General features: G+C 61.0%; 13 protein-coding genes. 8 read left to right on the top strand and 5 right to left on the bottom strand.

Annotated features, from left to right (window positions below):
* Positions 1–77 precede the first annotated feature (77 nt).
* The 5 genes from ACQUTG_RS04390 (at position 78) to argA (ending at position 7482) form a co-directional block, all read left to right on the top strand.
* Positions 78–2705 carry a phosphomannomutase/phosphoglucomutase gene (locus tag ACQUTG_RS04390; RefSeq protein ID WP_428918211.1) on the top strand — a complete coding sequence of 876 codons (2628 nt, stop codon included), beginning with the start codon at positions 78–80 and terminating at the stop codon, positions 2703–2705.
* 62 nt (positions 2706–2767) lie between these two features.
* A complete protein-coding gene (gene argB, locus ACQUTG_RS04385) occupies positions 2768–3664 on the top strand; it encodes an acetylglutamate kinase (RefSeq protein ID WP_113861308.1) in 897 nt (298 codons plus the stop codon).
* Between the two features lie 20 nt (positions 3665–3684).
* Positions 3685–4935 (top strand): acetylornithine deacetylase, encoded by a 1251-nt coding sequence (locus tag ACQUTG_RS04380; RefSeq protein ID WP_428918210.1) that lies wholly within the window; start codon positions 3685–3687, stop codon positions 4933–4935.
* A gap of 56 nt (positions 4936–4991) precedes the next feature.
* On the top strand, positions 4992–6161 hold the full coding sequence (gene argE, locus ACQUTG_RS04375) for an acetylornithine deacetylase (RefSeq protein ID WP_428918209.1): 1170 nt from the start codon (positions 4992–4994) through the stop codon (positions 6159–6161).
* A 13-nt stretch (positions 6162–6174) separates the two neighbouring features.
* On the top strand, positions 6175–7482 hold the full coding sequence (argA, locus tag ACQUTG_RS04370) for an amino-acid N-acetyltransferase (RefSeq protein WP_428918208.1): 1308 nt from the start codon (positions 6175–6177) through the stop codon (positions 7480–7482).
* On the opposite strand, the gene ACQUTG_RS04365 is transcribed toward argA, so the two are convergent.
* Positions 7456–8526: an aminopeptidase gene (locus ACQUTG_RS04365; protein ID WP_428918207.1), complete on the bottom strand. Its 1071-nt coding sequence runs from the start codon at positions 8524–8526 to the stop codon at positions 7456–7458. The two genes, argA and ACQUTG_RS04365, sit on opposite strands and share 27 nt — an antisense overlap.
* A gap of 162 nt (positions 8527–8688) precedes the next feature.
* Here ACQUTG_RS04365 and ACQUTG_RS04360 point away from each other — a divergent pair, with 162 nt between their 5' ends.
* The gene (locus ACQUTG_RS04360) at positions 8689–12444 is read left to right on the top strand and encodes a DUF1631 family protein (protein ID WP_428918206.1); all 3756 of its coding nucleotides are present in this window, start codon (positions 8689–8691) and stop codon (positions 12442–12444) included.
* Positions 12445–12463: 19 nt separating this feature from the next.
* Entirely contained in the window at positions 12464–13330 is an 867-nt protein-coding gene (locus tag ACQUTG_RS04355) for a phosphoribulokinase (protein WP_428918205.1), read from the top strand.
* A gap of 2 nt (positions 13331–13332) precedes the next feature.
* On the opposite strand, the gene ACQUTG_RS04350 is transcribed toward ACQUTG_RS04355, so the two are convergent.
* The 3 genes from ACQUTG_RS04350 to ACQUTG_RS04340 all read right to left on the bottom strand — a co-directional run bounded on the left by ACQUTG_RS04350 (position 13333) and on the right by ACQUTG_RS04340 (position 15753).
* Positions 13333–14178: a pirin family protein gene (locus ACQUTG_RS04350; RefSeq protein ID WP_428918204.1), complete on the bottom strand. Its 846-nt coding sequence runs from the start codon at positions 14176–14178 to the stop codon at positions 13333–13335.
* 133 nt (positions 14179–14311) lie between these two features.
* Positions 14312–15103 carry an adenosylmethionine decarboxylase gene (gene speD, locus ACQUTG_RS04345; protein ID WP_428918203.1) on the bottom strand — a complete coding sequence of 264 codons (792 nt, stop codon included), beginning with the start codon at positions 15101–15103 and terminating at the stop codon, positions 14312–14314.
* Positions 15104–15330: 227 nt separating this feature from the next.
* Complete coding sequence (locus ACQUTG_RS04340; RefSeq protein ID WP_428918202.1) at positions 15331–15753, bottom strand: OsmC family protein; 423 nt, start codon at positions 15751–15753, stop codon at positions 15331–15333.
* 246 nt (positions 15754–15999) lie between these two features.
* Here ACQUTG_RS04340 and crp point away from each other — a divergent pair, with 246 nt between their 5' ends.
* Positions 16000–16641 (top strand): cAMP-activated global transcriptional regulator CRP, encoded by a 642-nt coding sequence (crp, locus tag ACQUTG_RS04335; protein ID WP_007153756.1) that lies wholly within the window; start codon positions 16000–16002, stop codon positions 16639–16641.
* Here crp and ACQUTG_RS04330 read toward each other — a convergent pair.
* Entirely contained in the window at positions 16638–17525 is an 888-nt protein-coding gene (locus ACQUTG_RS04330) for an alpha/beta fold hydrolase (RefSeq protein ID WP_428918201.1), read from the bottom strand. The genes crp and ACQUTG_RS04330 overlap by 4 nt on opposite strands.
* Positions 17526–17539 lie beyond the last annotated feature (14 nt).

Below are 17539 nucleotides of genomic sequence, written 5' to 3'. Positions count from 1 at the left end.
GCCGGCCTACTGTCGGCCGGCTATACTTGGCGAATAACTGCCGGTTCAGGACGAAAAATAACATCGCAGGATAGACTATGAAGTTCGGCTGGAAAAAGACTTCAGAAGACGCGTCAGACGACAAGCCAGCGAAGACATGGAAAGCACGCAAGGGCAGGGGCAAGGCCTCCGGGCCCCGCCTGAAGCGCCTGACTTCCATCGCAGTCAGTCAGGCCCTGGTTGTCGTGCTGGCAGGGATCGTCTCCGTCGTGTTGCTGCATTTCATGGTGGTCCAGCCGTCCGGAAACAAGCGCCTGCAGGTCCAGCAGAATCATGAGGTGGCGGCCGCAGCCGAGCGACTGAACAGCTATCTGGAGCTGCTGCAGCAGAGTGTCGAGGGTCTGGCGACCCAGGCTTACGTCCAGCGGGCGATCCAGAGCGGCGAATCCGTGGCGGCTGAAGAGCAGCTCGCGGGCGCCCTGCCGGGTATCCGGGCTGTCTATCTGTTTCCTTCCGGCGCCATTCCCCGTTCCACCGATGACGATGCCCTCCTCGGCTTTGCCGGTCTGGAGTTGGCGCGCACGGCAGAAGCCGGAGACAAGCTCTATCCGGATGCCTTCCCGCGGGAAAATCGCTGGTTTGTGCAGATTGCGACCCCGGTCCGCAACCCTGAGACCGAGGCGGTGACGGGCAGCCTGCTGATGGTGTTCGAGGCGTCACAGCTGCAGCCATTACTGACGGTGGTCAATCCGGAACTGGGTGGCCAGCTGGCGCTGGTACAGACCGTCTCCGATACCGCCCGGACGGTTGTGAGCAAAGGCAACGGTAATGGTGATCCGGTCAGCCGCACCCTGGTCAATCCCGACTGGTCGGTTTCCTACCGGCCGGCACGGGTGCCCGTACCTCCGGTGGACATGGTCGTTATTGCGTTGATGGTGGGTGTGCCAGTTCTGTTTGCAGCCATTGCGGTCTGGCTCCTGCTCGGCAGCGCCCAGCGCAGTCTGCGGCAGGATGTTGCCGCCCTGGTCCAGTGGGCACAGAAGGTGTTTGGTGGCGAGCGCTCCCGACCTCCCGGTTTCCGGTGGGACATGATTGCTTCCGCCGGAGAGGTCCTTTACCGGTTGGCCCAGACGGTGGATAAGCGTATTTCCCGGGCCACCAATACGGCTCCCGCCTCCCCGGGGGGCAGTCCGGTCAAAGCCGGAGCGGAGGACGAACCGCTGTTCCAGGAAAAGGGCGTGCTCGACATCGATATGATGGACGGGGACGAGGATGTGCTGGGTTTCAGCGGCGAAACCAGCCCGTCAGGCGGTGAACCCGTTCTGGAAGCGGCGCCGGCTGCGGCTCCAGCTGTGCAACTGTCTCCGGAGATTTTCCGGGCCTACGATATCCGGGGTATTGTCGGTGAGACCCTTTCCGAGGATGTGGTCCGGGTTATTGGTCAGGCAATCGGCTCCGAGGCGATTACCAGAGGCGTCGATGCGTTGTGTGTCGGCTATGACGGACGCCACTCCAGTCCCGGACTGGCCGATGCCCTTGCCCAGGGGGTGATGGCGGCAGGCTGTAACGTTATCCATATCGGAGCGGTACCCACACCGGTGCTCTATTTCGCCACCCACGAGCTGCAGACAGGTTCCGGGGTAATGGTAACGGGTAGTCACAACCCGGCCAATTACAACGGGCTGAAGATTATGCTCGGCGGCGAGACTCTTTCCGGTGAAGCCATCCAACAGCTTTACCAGCGGGTTGAAGCGGGTGACCTGGTAAGCGGCCAGGGAGACCAAACCTCCCAGGATGTGCGCCGGGCCTATCTGGACCGGATCGTGGGCGACATCGCGGTGGCCGCGCCCCTGAAAGTGGTGGTTGACGCCGGTAATGGTATCGCCGGTGAACTGGCACCTCTGCTCATTGAGGAGTTGGGTTGTGAGGTCGTGCCGTTGTACTGCGAAGTGGATGGCGATTTCCCCAATCATCATCCGGATCCCGGCAAGCCGGCCAACCTGGAAGATCTCATCGCCCGGGTCCGGGCAGAGGGTGCGGATCTCGGTGTCGCCTTCGACGGCGACGGGGACCGACTTGGCGTGGTGACCAATACCGGCAAGATCATCTGGCCCGACCGGTTGCTGATGCTGTTCGCCCGGGATGTGGTGTCCCGTAATCCCGGCGCCGATGTGCTCTATGATGTCAAGTGCAGTCGCCGCCTGGCCAATGTGATCTCCGAGGCCGGTGGCCGGCCGATCATGTGGAAAACCGGGCACTCCCTGATGAAGGCCAAGATGAAGGAGACCGGCGCCTTGCTGGCCGGCGAGATGAGTGGCCATATCTTCTTCGGTGAGCGCTGGTACGGCTTCGATGACGGCCTTTATTCCGCTGCCCGGTTACTGGAAATCCTCGGGATCGAGGACCGGCATTGTGACGAGGTATTCGAGGATTTTCCGGAGGATGTCAGTACCCCCGAGCTTAATGTCGAAGTGACCGAGAGCAGCAAGTTCGCGATCATTGAGCGACTCGCTGCCGAGGGGGATTTTGGTGACGGCAACATCAGTACCATCGACGGTATTCGCGTAGACTATGCCGATGGCTGGGGGCTGTGCCGGGCCTCCAATACCACGCCGGTGCTGGTGCTCCGGTTCGAGGGTGAGACTCAGGAGGCCATGGAGCGGATCCGGACGGTGTTCCGGGAACAACTGCAGCGGGTGGCCCCCGATATTGTGACCGAATTCTGACGATTTCGGATGCCCGCAGACCCGGTCGGGTTATCAATGTTTTTTCAAAGGTAAGGAACGACATGGCGCTGGATCGTGAAACAGCAATGCAGGTGGCTTCGGTGCTGAGCCGGGGCCTGCCCTATATCCAACGGTTCACCGGCAAGACGGTGGTGATCAAATATGGCGGTAACGCCATGGAGAACGAGGAACTCAAGAGCAGTTTCGCCCGGGACGTGGTACTGATGAAGCTGGTCGGTATCAACCCGATCGTGGTGCACGGTGGCGGCCCCCAGATCGGCGAATTGCTGGAGCGCCTGAATATCGAATCCCGCTTCGTCAACGGCATGCGGGTCACCGATTCCGAAACCATGGATGTGGTGGAGATGGTGCTCGGCGGCCAGGTCAACAAGGAAATCGTATCCCTGATCAATGCCCATGGCGGCACCGCGGTCGGTCTGACCGGCAAGGATGCCAACCTGATCCGGGCCCGAAAGCTCGAGGTGGTCAACCGGTCCCCGGAGCTGGAGCGACCGGAGATCATCGATATCGGCCACGTGGGTGAGGTCGCCAGTGTCAATGTGGATGTCATCGAGATGCTGACCCGCAGCAATGTTATCCCGGTGATTGCGCCCATCGGGGTGGGCCCAGACGGCGCCTCCTATAACATCAATGCCGATCTGGTTGCGGGCAAGGTGGCCGAAGCCATGAAGGCCGAGAAGCTGATCCTGCTGACGAATGTTTCCGGTCTCAAGAGCAAGGATGGCAAGGTTCTCACCGGCCTTACCGCCCAGCAGGTGAACGAGCTGATCGAGGATGGCACCATCCACGGTGGTATGCTGCCCAAGATCCGCTGTGCCCTGAGTGCGGTGGAAAACGGGGTGCGCACCTCCCACATCATTGATGGCCGGGTTGCCCACGCCTGCCTGCTGGAAATCTTTACCGACGAGGGTGTCGGCACTCTGATTTCCCGCAACTGATCCACCCGAGGAGTTTCCGGATGAAGCGGCTGCTGACCCTGCTGATTGTGCTGGCCCTCTTGAGTTTTGCAGCCTTCAAGGGGGCCACCTGGTGGCTGGCCGACCAGCGTCTGGCAGAAGCCCGTCTGGCCCTGGACGATTACGGGGTGCTTGAGCGGGGTACCATTGGTTCCGGCATCGATGGGCGGCTGTTACTGACCAATGCCCGGTGGCAGGATTTCCGTCTGACTCAGCCACTGGAGTCGGGCCGTGTTGAATTCGACGCCCGCTCGCCGCTGGCCCTGCTGACCGTTCTGGCCGATCCGGACAACCTGCCGCCGGCATGGTTGCTCCGGGCCGAGGGCCTGGGCCTCGTACTTGATGCCACCATGCTCCGGAACTGGGTGACCGCCGAGGGCACCAATGTGGAGGGCGACCCGGCACTGCTGGTACTGCCCTGCGCGCCCGATCCGAGGCAGCAGCTGGGCAGTGGTGACCTGATGCGGATGGGCATTACCGGTCTGGCGGGCGAGCTCCTGTTGGAGCAGACAAACGATGGCGTGCATGCCGAACTGAACACCGCAGGCACCGGCAGCCTGGAACTGGACTGGCCTGGTGCCCGGGTAGATCTGGTGACACCGGAAGATACTTTGGCCAGTTCGGATGCACCGATGGCGGTCACCCTCAGGGATGGCGGCCTGATGCGTCGGATTGCAGCCTACTGTTCCCGGGAAGCGGGGCTGGATACCATGGAGTGGGCACGCCGTGCGACCGGAGCGCTGGAACAGGGTTTGAACGCCCGGGGGCTGGCGGCCAGTGAACAGCTGCTCGCGCTCTACCGTCAGTGGCTGCTGGAGGGTGGCGTGCTGAACCTTGCCATCGAGCCATCAGAGCACTGGTTGGGCATCCCGGTCAGGAATCCGGGTGCAGAAGGTCAGGAGGCTGACTGGCAAGTGGCGTACAATGGAGCGGGTGTTCCGGATGTATACCTGGAGGCCCTGCCGCCCGAGCCCGAGCTGGAGGACGAGGCTTCGGCATCGTCCCCCGGTCCTCGCGAGAATCCCTCGGTGGAGGGGTGGTATGCCGAGCCTTTGGCAACGGCTGGCTCGTGGGTCGGTCGCCGGGTCCGGGTCACCCTTTCCAATGATAATGTGGTGGAAGGGCGCCTGGTCAGTGTCTCCGAGCGCGAGCTGGAAGTGGCCCGGGTGGTGGCCGGCGGCGAGGTGGCCTATCCGATGCTGTTAAGCGCGGTATCCGGCTTCGAAGTCTGGCGTCGTGGCCGCAGCGAATAACACCTGATCACCCTTGATCACCCATGATCAAGCCCGGACGAGGCTGAGAGGATACTATGGCACAGTCTGCAGACACCAAAGCGGCGGTTCCGGAACTCAGGGACATGCTGGCCCGGCTGATTTCCCTGCCCTCCATCAGCAGTGCCTCCCCTGAGTGGGATCACAGTAATGAAGCGGTCGTTCGCACCCTGGCCGAATGGCTGGAACCCCTGGGCTTCGTGGTGGAAATCCTCGAAGTGCCCGGTACGCCCGGCAAGTTCAACCTTATTGCCACCCTTGGACGGGGCGGCGGCGGGCTGGTGTTGTCCGGTCACACCGATACCGTTCCCTTCGATGACAAGCGCTGGCAGAGTGACCCGTTCACCCTGACCGAGCGGGATAACCGCTGGTACGGTCTGGGCACCTGCGACATGAAGGGCTTCTTTCCGTTGGCGATCGAGGCAGCCAGGGCTTATTCGAACTCCAGGCTCAAACAGCCGCTGATCATTTTGGCAACAGCGGACGAAGAGAGCTCCATGAATGGTGCCCGGGCCCTGGCCGAAGCCGGTAAGCCCAAGGCCCGTTATGCGGTCATCGGCGAGCCCACCAGTCTCAGGCCGGTGCGGATGCACAAGGGCATCATGATGGAGCGGTTGAAGTTTGAGGGCCAGTCCGGTCATTCCTCCAACCCGGCCCTGGGCCGCAATGCCATGGAGGGTATGCATGAGGCCCTGACCGAACTGCTGACGCTCCGGAGCCAGTGGCAGCAGCAGTACCGGAACCCCAACTTTGAAGTCCAGTTTCCCACCCTGAACCTGGGCTGTATCCACGGTGGTGATAATCCCAACCGGATTTGTGCCCAGTGCGAACTGCACTTCGACCTCCGACCACTGCCGGGCATGGCCATGGAGGACCTGAGGCAGGCAATACTTGCCAGGGTCCGGCCCGTAGCCGAGCGGCGGGACCTTGGGCTGATCTTTGAGCCCCTGTTTGACGGGGTGCCGCCGTTCGAGACGCCGGCCGATGCGGCTCTGGTCCGGACCTGTGAAAAACTTACCGGACACACGGCCCACGCGGTGGCCTTTGCCACGGAAGCGCCGTGGCTTCAAAAGCTGGGTCTGGAGACCCTGGTGATGGGGCCAGGATCAATTGACCAGGCGCACCAGCCGGATGAATACCTGGAGCTGTCTCAGCTGGAACCGACAGTGCGCATACTCCGGGGACTGATTGAGGAGTTTTGCCTGTGACGGAGAAGCGGAATTGAAATCGAACGAATGGTTGCACGGTTTCCGCCACTCATCGCCCTACATCAACGCCCATCGCGGCCGGACGGTGGTGCTGACGATTCCGGGCGATGCCATTGAGCACAGCAACTTCATCAATATCATCCACGATATTGCCCTGTTGAGCAGCCTGGGTGTGCGCCTGATCGTTGCCTTCGGCGCGCGTCCACAGATCCAGGCCCGGCTGGACAATGCCGGCGCCGAGTCCCGTTTTGATCGGGGACTGAGGATCACCCCCGAGCAACACCTGCCCATGGTCATGGAGGCCATTGGTGGTCTCCGAGCCTATCTGGAGAGCCAGTTGTCCATGGGGCTGGTCAATTCACCCATGCATAATGCCCGGATCCGGGTCAGCAGTGGCAACTTCGTCACCGCCCGCCCCGTGGGGGTGCTTGACGGTGTCGATTTCGGTTACACCGGCCGGGTCCGGCGGATCGATGCCAGCGGTATCGAGAAGCTCCTGGAGCTGGGGCATATCGTGATCCTGCCGCCCATGGGCTATTCACCGACGGGAGATACCTTCAACCTGTCCTATGAAGATGTCGGCAGTCAGGTTGCAGCCGCCGTGCAGGCCGAGAAGCTGATGGTGTTCATCGACGATCAGGGTTTGCTGGAGGAGGATGGCACCCTGATCCGGGAGCTGTCGGTCCGGCAGGCCTCGGAGCGCCTGGCGGCAGGGACGGTTACCGGGCACGATGCGGATCTCCTGAAGGCGGCATGCGATGCCTGCGTCAAGGGCGTTCGTCGGGCACACATCATCAGCTATGAGGAAGACGGGGCGCTGCTTGGCGAACTGTTCACCCTGGATGGTTCCGGCACCCTGGTCAGTGGTGACAATTACGAGAAGATCCGTCAGGCCCGGGTGGAGGACCTCGGCGGTATCCTCGAGCTGATCCAGCCGCTGGAAGAGCAGGGGATCCTGGTGCGGCGCTCCCGGGAAATGCTGGAAACCGAAATCGATCGCTTCGTGGTGGCGGAGCGGGACGGTACCATCGTCGGCTGTGCGGCCCTTTACCCTTATCCTGAGGAAAACGCCGGGGAACTGTCCTGCTTTGCGGTTGATCCTTCCTATCGCCGGGCCGGACGGGGAGATGAGCTGCTGGCGATGATCGAGAAGCTGGCCCGTGGCCAGGGAATCCAGAATCTGTTTGTCCTCACCACCCAGACCGAACACTGGTTCCGGGAGCGCGGTTTCCTGCCTTCCAGCGTCCAGTCCCTGCCTGGCCCCAAACTGGCGTCCTATAACAGTCAGCGCAACTCAAAGGTTTTCTGCAAACCTCTGTGACAGCTGGGTTAATGCCGCGCTCCGCTGATCCGGCGGACGCTGGCCCAGCTCTTCCACCGCCCGGTAGAAGGCCCGGAAATCATGGTCATGGTCCGACAGCAGCTGGCGGAATCCGGGGACGAACTGGTTGTACTGCCGGAACAGGGCCAGGTTGGCGTTGTTGAGGGTGACCGGGGCAGGGCCGAACGGGCCGGGCTCGTCCCAGGTCTCTGACAGTTCTCTGTAATCGTCAGCAAGCTGCGTGAGGATTCCCTGCTTTCGTGTCCGCAGGTTGTCCGGGGCCAAGGTATCCGCCTGCCTGTAGAGTCTCTCCAGGCTGCCGGTGGCCTCGCGGACCAGAGCCAGGGTCTGGGTTCGCCGTTGTAATCGGGCCAGGGCCGCGTCGAAACGGTCGGCTTCGCCCCGCTGGCTCAGCCACAGCCGGAGCCCCTCCAGTTCCACCGCGGTGGCAAAGCTTTCGTTGAAGGTGGTGTCTTCGGCAATGTAGACCACGCGATGGGCCAGCTCGTGGAACATCAGGGCAACCATGCGATCCTCGCTCAGGCGGGTGAATCCGCTATGCAGCGGATCGTCAAACCAACCCAGGGTGGAGTAGGCGGTGACACCCCCGATGAAGGTGTCGTAACCGTCCTCGCGGAACCGGGCCTGCTCGTGTCTGGCATCCTCCAGGCTGAAATAGCCCCGGTAGGCCTGGCAGCCGACAAACGGGTAGCACCAGCGATGAGGCTCCAGGGAGAACTCCGGTACCACCACCAGGTTCACCACCACCCAGGGTCGGTCCAGTTGCACGTATTCCAGAAAGGCCTCGCCCACCGGCAGCGCCAGTTGCCCACGGGCAAAATACCGGGCCTCCATCGCCAGCTCCAGTTTTTCCCGGGTCTCGGGGAGTGTCTCTGCGCCACGGATGACCTCGGCCACCGGTTCGGCCCTGGTCATGAGGCTGAAATGACCGGAAATTGCCTGGGAGTAGTAGCCAATGGTCGTACACCCGGAAAGGCCGGTAATCAGTAGCAAAAGAAGATAGATCTGACTAAGCTGTTGCATGGATCTGGGTGTTATACTTGGGCCGGTTTCCAGTCAGGATCTCGCCACTATATAACAGACATAATACCCATAGTAGCCGGTGGCGTATTCCACCGTTTCAGGGACCCAAACCGGCCCCGGGTGCTCAAGGGTCGGCTGGTGGTACGAAAAATCAGGTTGTTCATGGAATCAAGAGAACGTCGTAGAAGTCCCCGCCAACCTATCAAACTGGCTGCCCAGATCGACCTGGGTGGCGGTGAATCCTGGCCCTGCCAGATTGCCGACTTTTGTGCCGAGGGGCTGTTTGTCCGCTATTCCGGCGAAACCTCCAGAAAGCTTGACCAGGCTCTCGCCCGTGACGCAAAACCGGAACTGATCGTGCGCTTCCGCAGTGCAGATGGCCGTCGTGCCCATGAACTTCACGTCAGTATCGTTCGTCGCATTGACGGTGCCATGGGGGTGAACTTCACTCGCTCGAATCCCGTAGCCCTGGACGCCATGATTGCCCAGTGCGGGGGCTCCCGGCATCAGGAACGCTCCTCCCTGCATGCCCCGAATGACCGAATCCAGTTCGTCCTGCACCAGTGCGCCAAGGCGGTTAGCCAGTTTATCGAGCCCCTGATGGATGCCTGTGTTGTCCAGATGGTCGCCGGTCTGAAACAGGCTGCCCAGAAAGCAGCCAACGATCAACTGGCCAACGAATTCATGGATGCCTCGGGTCAGATCCAGGCCCGGCAGCGGGTGATCTGGCACCACATGTCTCGAAACCTGGAATCGCCCCTGAAACCGGCTCCCAAGGGTTTTCCCGGCTCCGAACTCTCCATTGTCGACAAGGGCGAATTCGAGGACTGGTTGACCATCCGGGTGATGGTGACCAAGGCTGATACCCAGTACCGTGGGGATCTTCTGCAGCTGAAGCTGCGCCTGGACAAGCTGGGTATAGCCAATGCTACCGGGCACCACAATCCGCTCGGTCCGGCACTGGTGTGCGAAGCCTTCCATGCCAGCCTCAGCCAGCTGAAACTGTCCCGGGATGTGGAGAAGGTTTGTCTCAAGGTGTTCGAACAAACCGTGCTGCAACAGCTCGGTCCGCTCTATGAGGAACTCAATAGCATCCTCATTCGACACGGTGTGTTGCCGGATCTGGATCTGAGCAAATATCTCACTGAGCACACCATCAGGAAGGAGGAACCCCGGAGAGCGAAACAGCCTGAGCCGGTATCCGAGACACCGGAACCCGCCCCCGCCCGGGTACAGCGGATCCGAGAAGCGACATCCGGGCGCGCCGGGTCTTCTGTCGGGCGTGCGGGTCAGGAATTCCGGGGCTATGCCCAGGCTGCCCAGACTGCGTTCGCCACGGTACGCAACCTCATCTCCACCCTTTCTGCGAGCCGCCTTGCAGGCGGTGATGCCGAACCAATACCGTTCCCTCCCAATGCCCAGCCGTTGTCAGCGGGTGAGTTCCAGCGCCAGTTGCAGCAGCTTCAGGTGCAGGCAGGGGAGGCGGTGGCTGAAAATCTGCCCCTGAAGGAGCGGGTAGTGGAGCGGGTTCGCGAGAGCGGCGACCAACGGCTGAACGAGGAACAGCAGGAAACCCTGGATGTGGTCGACCGCTTCTTTCGCAGCGTGGTTGAGAGCCCCAAGCTCAGTGACTATGCCCAGAGCCGGATACGGCAGCTGGAGGTGCCGGTCCTGAAGGTGGTCATGCGGGATCCGGCTTTCTTTGATGATCAGGACAGTCCGGTGCGCGGTGTCATGAACCGCCTGGCCCAGCTTGGTGTGAAAGGCGGCCGGGTGAACTCGGTGGTGCAGCGCCGGGTGGATGAGCTGATCCAGCGAATCAACACCGACTTCGAGCAGGATACCGGGGTGTTCGAGCAGACCGTCCGGGAGCTTGATACCCTGATTGACCGTCAGAATCTGGTCTACCGCCGCAATGTCGAGCGGGTTACGGCTGCCGCCGAAGGGGCTCAGAAGGTGGCGGAATCCAAGAAGGCGGTGGCGGAGGTTCTCAACCAGCGGGTGGCGGGCCGCAAGGTGCCGAAGGCAGTCCTGAGCCTTCTTGACGGCGGCTGGCGGGACCTGCTGTCGCTGACATGGATCCGCCAGGGCCCGGACAGCCAGCTCTGGCAGGACTACCTGTCGGTGATCGATTCGCTGCTGGCTTTCGCCGACGATCCGGGCAGTAACATCAATCTGCCGGAGTTGCTCAGGGTGATCCAGGATGGCCTGGCGTCGATTTCCAGCAACCACATGCCCTCGTCCCAGATTCGCAACGAACTCAAACAGTTCCTGGTACGCCGCCCTGATCAGCAGCCGGAACTGGTAGAGGTACCGCCGGCCCGCACCGCCGAGGACGAACAGCGGGAACTTTCAGACCGCGAGCAACGCAGTCTCCAGCGCTGGATCAATCGTGCCCAGCAGCTGCGGACCGGGGACTGGCTACGGGATCAGGATAATCCGGACAAGCCCCAGTACATCCGCCTGGTCTGGGTTGCCCGGGGCTTCAGCCGTTTCGTATTTGTGAATCACCAGGGTATGCGGGTAGTGGAACTGGAGCTGGAAGCACTGGCCCGGCAGATGCGTAAGGGTGTTATCGTGCCGGATAACCAGTACGAGCGCCCGCTGGTGGATGAAAGTATCGACCGCATGGTGCGGAAGGTCTATGACCAGCTGTCCTGGGCCTCTACCCACGACGACCTGACCGGGCTGCTGGGAAGGCGGGAGTTCGAGCGTATGCTGGATCAGCAACTGGCCCGTCGGGAAGATGAGCGCGCCCTGGTACGGCTGGATCTCCGTCGCTTCCGGATTCTCAACGATACCGCCGGCTACCAGGCCGGCGACGATGCCCTGAAACAGGTAGCCGACCTCCTTTGCAGTCACGTGGGAGACGGCATGCCGCTGGCGCGCCTGGCCGGTAACGAATTTGCCATGCTGCTGCCCGCTGAGGACGCCAGGGAGGCGGCCGGCAACCTGATCAAGGCGATAGAGGCCACCGGGTTCAGTTTCAGTGGTCGCAGCTACCAATTGTCCGCCAGTGCCGGTATCGTGCCGACATTGCCGGGCCTGGTGAATGCGGAGCGCTGGCTTCGTGCCTCGGAGCAGGCGTTGACGGCGGCCAAACAGCAAGGCCATGGTCAGGCCGTTGAATACGTGCCGGATGCGGATGATCAGGCCCGTCAGGAGCAGATTGCTGCCAAGGTTGCCAGCCTGGGTGACCTGAACGAGGAGCGCATGCTGCTGCGGTGCCAGAAGATCATCCCCCTGCACGGTCGGACCTCCATGTCGCCCCAGTACGAGATCCTGATCAGCATGTACGATGATGCCGGCAATCTGATTACCGGTCGGGATTTCGTCCGCATGGCCGAGCGTTATGACCGCATGCAGGCGGTCGATCGCTGGGTGGTCGGGCAGATGCTCGACTGGCTCCGGGAGCGTCAACCGGACCCCCGTCACCTCGGTGGTGTCTGCATCAACCTGTCCGGCTACAGCCTGAATGACCAGTCCCTGCTGGAATTCATCTATGAAAAGCTGAGCGAGAAGGATGCGCCGATCGAGAGGATATGGTTTGAACTCACCGAAGCCTCGGCCATCAACGACATCCAGGCGGTGGCGGAGTTTATTCGGGAGATGAAGGAACTGGGCTGCCGGTTCTGCCTGGGCAATTTTGGCAGCGGCCCCAGCTCCTTCAATTTCATGCGCTCCCTGCCGGTGGACCTGATCAAGATCGACAGTGCCTTCACCAGCCAGCTCACCACCAGCGAAATGGATCGCGCCATGGTCCGGTCCATGGTGGAGATGGCGCACTACATGCAGCGGGAAGTCATTGCCTCACAGGTTGAATCCCGCGAGGTTCTGGATATGCTGAGGCAATTGGGCGTGGATTACGCCCAGGGATTCGTGGTGGAGAAGCCCCGATCCCTCGACAGCCTTCTGTAAACCGGGACAGGCAGAGTCCATGTCAAAGCGTCATCCGATCATTGCCGTGACCGGCTCTAGCGGTGCCGGTACCACGACCACCGGGCAGATCTTCAGCCGCATGTTCGCCAGTGAGGGCTTGCGCGCGGCCATGGTCAGTGGTGACAGTTTTCATCGCTACAACAGGGAACAGATGGCCCGGTTGGCGGCCAAGGGCCAGTTCGGTGAGCGCAACCATTTTGCCCTGGCTGCCAATCATATCGACAAGCTCGAGGCGCTGTTCTACGACTACGGTCACACCGGTAATGGCCGCTATCGCCAGTATGTTCACGATGAGGACCATAACCTGATTGCAGCCGGCCACAAGGCGGGGACCTTTACGCCCTGGGGACCGCTGCCGGCAGACACCGATCTCATGTTCTACGAGGGATTGCACGGCGGGGTGGTGAGTGACACCTACAACATCGCCCAGTACGTGGACCTGCTGATAGGGGTGGTTCCCATTGTGAACCTGGAATGGATCCAGAAGATCCACCGGGATACCCACAAACGTGGCTACAGCCAGGAGGCGGTGGTCCAGACCATCGTCAATCGCATGGATGATTACGTCCACGATATCGTGCCGCAGTTCGCCCACACCCACATTAACTTCCAGCGCGTGCCCCTGGTGGATACGTCCAACCCGTTCGTGGTCCGGGATGTGCCCACCGAGGACGAGAGCATGGTGGTGATCCGGTTCCGGGACCCCTCGGAAGTGAAATTCACCCAGTTGCTGCAACTGATCTCCGGCAGTAGCGTGTCCCGTCACGATACCCTGGTGGTTCCGGGACCGAAGATGGCGCTGGCCATGGACCTTGTGCTTCGGCCCATGGTCCAGCGCCTGATGAACCGGAAGACCTACGCCTGACCTCAGGCGGTCAATCGGCCGTCCCGGTAGTCCCGCAGCGCCTGCTCGATTTCCTCGCGGGTATTCATCACGAACGGACCATACTGGACCACCGGTTCACCAATCGGCTTGCCGGCGATCAGCAGCAGCCGGGCGCCACTGGCTCCGGCGCTGACGGTAATCCGGTCACCGTCATCAAGAACGTTGGCGGCGCTGCGCCGCAGGGCCTGATCACCCAGACTCGCGTCGCCCTCGTACAGGTACAGCATGCCGTTATGGGCCGCCGGAACCGGCAGCGTTACCTGTCCGTTCGGGTTCAGCTGAAGGTCCGCATAGAGCGGCTCGGTACTGCGGCCGGTCACTGCGCCCTGATGGGTTGTGCCATCGACCGTCACTGTTCCCGCGATCAGCCTGATAAGGCCGCCACTGACCGCAAGCTCCGGAATGTCTTCGGGCTGGATGTCACGGTAGCCGGCATCGGTCATCTTTTCCGCCGCCGACAGGTTCAGCCAGAGCTGGAACCCGCGCATCATGCCTCCCTCCTGCTGCGGCATCTCGGAATGGATGATGCCCCTGCCGGCGGTCATCCACTGGACTCCACCATTGCGCAGGTCCCCCCGGTTACCCAGATGATCCTCATGGAGCATGTGCCCCTCGATCATGTAGGTCACGGTTTCGAAGCCACGGTGGGGGTGGGAAGGAAAGCCGGCAATGTAGTCGGCTGCCTCGGAGGAGCCGAACTCATCCAGCATCAGGAACGGGTCGAGCCGGACCGACTGGTGCTGCCCCAGTGAGCGCTTGATGCGGACACCGGCACCGTCGGAGGTTTCCAGTGCGGGAATGATCTGTTTAACGGAACGAAGCGTCATGTCGTCCTCCTGCTGTTTGACAGGGTTCTATTTAAACCGGTCGTCACGGAGGATGAAAACGCAGAATTCTGGTGGGCGAGATCAAAAAAACTGAAGGAAAAACGGCGGCGCCGAAGACCGCCGTTGCAGGAGCTTACTCCACGTTCCGGGAATAGAAGATTTCCAGCATTTCGCGCCGCAGGCGATCCTCGATGGACTGGGCTTCGGCCGGATCCAGGTCGCTGGCATTGACGCCAAACACGTAGTTATCCAGGTCGAAGTTCTTCAGCATCATCTTGGTGTGGAACAGGTTCTCCTGGTACACGTTCACATCGATCATCTGATAGGCATTCTGGGTATCCTCGGTCAGGTAGTTCTGAATCGAGTTGATGTCGTGATCGATGTAATGCTTGGTGCCATCCACGTCCCGGGTGAAGCCGCGGACGCGATAGTCCACGGTGACCACATCGGAGTCGAAGCTGTGGATCAGGTAGTTCAGTACCTTCAACGGCGAAATCAGGCCACAGGTGGACACGTCGATGTCGGCCCGGAAGGTACTGACGCCATCGTGGGGGTGGCTCTCGGGGTAGGTATGCACGGTCACGTGGCTCTTGTCCAGGTGCGCGACGATGGTGTCCGGCAGCGGGCCCGGGGATTCCTCGTTGTTGGCTTCGCCGTCAGTAATCTCATGCTCGGCAATGAGCATGGTTACGGACGCCCCGTGGGGCTCGTAGTCCTGGCGAGCGATATTGAGGATGTTGGCGCCGATGATCTTGACCACATCGGTCAGGATCTGGGTCAGACGTTCGGCGTTGTACATCTCGTCGATGTAATCAATATAGGCTTCGCGTTGTTCTTCGGTCTGCGCGTAACAGATGTCGTAGATGTTGAAGCTCAGGGATTTGGTCAGGTTATTGAAACCGTGCAGCTGGAGTTTGGTTTCCATGCTCAGCCCCTCCGGACATTGGAGATGAATGACTGCAGGGCACTACCTTGAGGCGTCCGCCCTGCCGAGGCCGCCACCGACTACTGACCGGGTGACTTATTGGTCACCTTTTGCGCAGACCGGCGGAGAAGGCGCGTATTATGCACACCGCAAGTGACGTTGAATAGTATCTGCAATGACATTTTAGCATCTGTAGTTCCCGCCGGTTCCGGCTGGATGGACAGACCTTACTCCGCTTCGCGGACTTCATGGCTGTGGCTGATCTCCACGCCGGCCTTTTCCAGCATGATCGAAGCGGAACAGTATTTCTCTGCCGACAGGCTCACCGCCCGCTGAACCTGCTTCTCCTTGAGGTTGTGGCCGGTAACGACAAAATGCAGATGGATTCTGGTGAAAACCGCCGGCACGGCATCGGCACGTTCCGCTTCCAGTTCCGCGTGGCAGGCAGTCACATCCTGGCGGCTCTTTTTGAGGATACTCATCACGTCAAAGGAAGAGCATCCACCGAGGCCCATCAGCAGCAGCTCCATAGGGCGGGGCCCCAGATTCTCGCCGCCGTGGTCCGGGGGGCCATCAATCTGTACGCTGTGGCCGCTGCCACTGGTAGCCCTGAAGCTGGCATTGCCGGTCCAGTCGACGGTTGCTTTCATATCGTGATGGTCTCCGTTGGTCAGAAAGAGGGGTGATGAGGCCGGATGCTAGCACAGTCGGAATGCCCCGGCAGCCGCCGAAAACGGTATCGAGGTCAAGGTGTGCGCTCTTTCCGGTTGCCCGCCATTGGCCTTCTTGTTATAAGTTGGCGTGTTTTTGAAGAAAAATTAACGAACCCGCAGGGAAAGCCGGGTGAATTATAAACATCGGGACCCGCCAGTATCTGAGGAGGCATGACTCGCACTATGGCTACTATCGTCAAGCCGGTTGAGCAGAAAACCAAGCACCTGGACTATTTCCTGTCCCAGTGCCACCGCCGGCGTTACCCCGCCAAGAGCACCATCATATACGCCGGTGACAAGAGCGATTCCCTGTTCTACATCGTCAAGGGTTCCGTCACCGTCATCATCGAGGATGACGATGGCCGTGAAATGATCATGGCCTACCTGAATGCCGGTGACTTCTTCGGTGAAATGGGCCTGTTCGATAACATGGACTCCCGCAGCGCCTGGGTCAAAGCCAAGACCGAGTGCGAAGTGGCCGAGATCAGCTATACCAAGTTCCGCGAGATCGCCCAGCAGGATCCGAGGGTGCTGTACTTCATCGGTGAGCAGATGGCTTCCCGCCTGCGTCAGACCACCCGTAAGGTGGGAGATCTGGCTTTCCTGGACGTCACCGGACGGGTGGCCAGAACCTTGCTGGACCTGTGCAAGGAGCCGGATGCCATGACCCATCCCGATGGTATGCAGATCAAGATCACCCGCCAGGAAATCGGTCGTATTGTCGGCTGTTCCCGGGAGATGGTGGGGCGGGTGCTCAAGACCCTGGAGGATCAGGGCCTGGTACGGGTCAAGGGCAAGACCATGGTGGTATACGGCACCCGTTAATCAGGCCAACCTCCTGCGAATGCGAATTCCCTGATTGCGTCCGCCACCAGATCGGGCGCAGTCAGCGGTGCCCAGTGTGGCGCGTCCACCTCCGTTCTTGTCAGCTTTCCCGTCCACCGAACCTGCCGCTCAAACAGGTGCTCCCCGACGTAGTTGTCTCCTTTGGGAATGATCAGCTGCACCGGGCACTGCGTGTGGCGGAGTGCCGGGCGCCACAGCCGGGGCAGGAAATTGGCACGGTAGAGTTTGACACCAAACATGCCATCACCCTGCTGCAGTTCGCTGAAGCGGGCATCGGCAATGCCTTCGTGTTTGCTCAGGATCCCGGGCCAGGCCCGGTCCAGACCCAGCCGCCAGAGAGTTTCGGGCAGTACCGGTAGCTGGAACAGGAAAACGTACCAGGAACTGGCCAGTTGCCGGAGTACTTTGGCGGTACCTCCGCCTCGCAGATCCGTCGCCTGTTCCCTCAGCCAATAACCGACATGATCCAGACAGGGACCGGAGATCGAGGAATAGGAGCGAATCCGGCCCCTGAGAGGACCGGAGGTCACCGATTCCCAACTCTGGATCGAACCCCAGTCATGTGCCGCCAGGTGAAAGGTACGACCGGGCAGCAGTTGGTCGACTACGGCCTCAAGATCGCCCGCCAGTTCCTGGAGCCGGTAGTCCCGGGTCTTGCCGGGTTTGTCGGAAAGCCCGGCGCCCCGGACGTCATAGCGGACCAGGTAAAAATCCGGAATCAGTTTCTCGACGACCCGGTCCCAGACCTGGTGATTGTCCGGGTAACCATGAACCAGTACCAGGGCGTCGTTGCCGGGGTCGCCCTCGGTGACGGCATGGAGCGTGATGTTGCCACTTTGGACGCGATGGTTGACCCGGTTCATGACGGCTCCTGTCG

Origin of the sequence: Marinobacter sp. DUT-1, assembly GCF_050379415.1 — a bacterium.
Lineage (GTDB): Bacteria > Pseudomonadota > Gammaproteobacteria > Pseudomonadales > Oleiphilaceae > Marinobacter.
Note: the sequence above shows the minus strand (reverse complement) of the source record. Positions and strands in the feature narration are given on the sequence as shown.

What these genes read in the sequence shown, in the direction of transcription:
- ACQUTG_RS04390 (WP_428918211.1), top strand. Translation starts at nt 78, where the DNA reads ATGAAGTTCGGCTGGAAAAAGACTTCAGAAGACGCGTCAGACGACAAG.
- argB (WP_113861308.1), top strand. Translation starts at nt 2,768, where the DNA reads ATGGCGCTGGATCGTGAAACAGCAATGCAGGTGGCTTCGGTGCTGAGC.
- ACQUTG_RS04380 (WP_428918210.1), top strand. Translation starts at nt 3,685, where the DNA reads ATGAAGCGGCTGCTGACCCTGCTGATTGTGCTGGCCCTCTTGAGTTTT.
- argE (WP_428918209.1), top strand. Translation starts at nt 4,992, where the DNA reads ATGGCACAGTCTGCAGACACCAAAGCGGCGGTTCCGGAACTCAGGGAC.
- ACQUTG_RS04365 (WP_428918207.1), bottom strand. Translation starts at nt 8,526, where the DNA reads ATGCAACAGCTTAGTCAGATCTATCTTCTTTTGCTACTGATTACCGGC.
- ACQUTG_RS04360 (WP_428918206.1), top strand. Translation starts at nt 8,689, where the DNA reads ATGGAATCAAGAGAACGTCGTAGAAGTCCCCGCCAACCTATCAAACTG.
- ACQUTG_RS04355 (WP_428918205.1), top strand. Translation starts at nt 12,464, where the DNA reads ATGTCAAAGCGTCATCCGATCATTGCCGTGACCGGCTCTAGCGGTGCC.
- ACQUTG_RS04350 (WP_428918204.1), bottom strand. Translation starts at nt 14,178, where the DNA reads ATGACGCTTCGTTCCGTTAAACAGATCATTCCCGCACTGGAAACCTCC.
- speD (WP_428918203.1), bottom strand. Translation starts at nt 15,103, where the DNA reads ATGGAAACCAAACTCCAGCTGCACGGTTTCAATAACCTGACCAAATCC.
- ACQUTG_RS04340 (WP_428918202.1), bottom strand. Translation starts at nt 15,753, where the DNA reads ATGAAAGCAACCGTCGACTGGACCGGCAATGCCAGCTTCAGGGCTACC.
- crp (WP_007153756.1), top strand. Translation starts at nt 16,000, where the DNA reads ATGGCTACTATCGTCAAGCCGGTTGAGCAGAAAACCAAGCACCTGGAC.
- ACQUTG_RS04330 (WP_428918201.1), bottom strand. Translation starts at nt 17,525, where the DNA reads ATGAACCGGGTCAACCATCGCGTCCAAAGTGGCAACATCACGCTCCAT.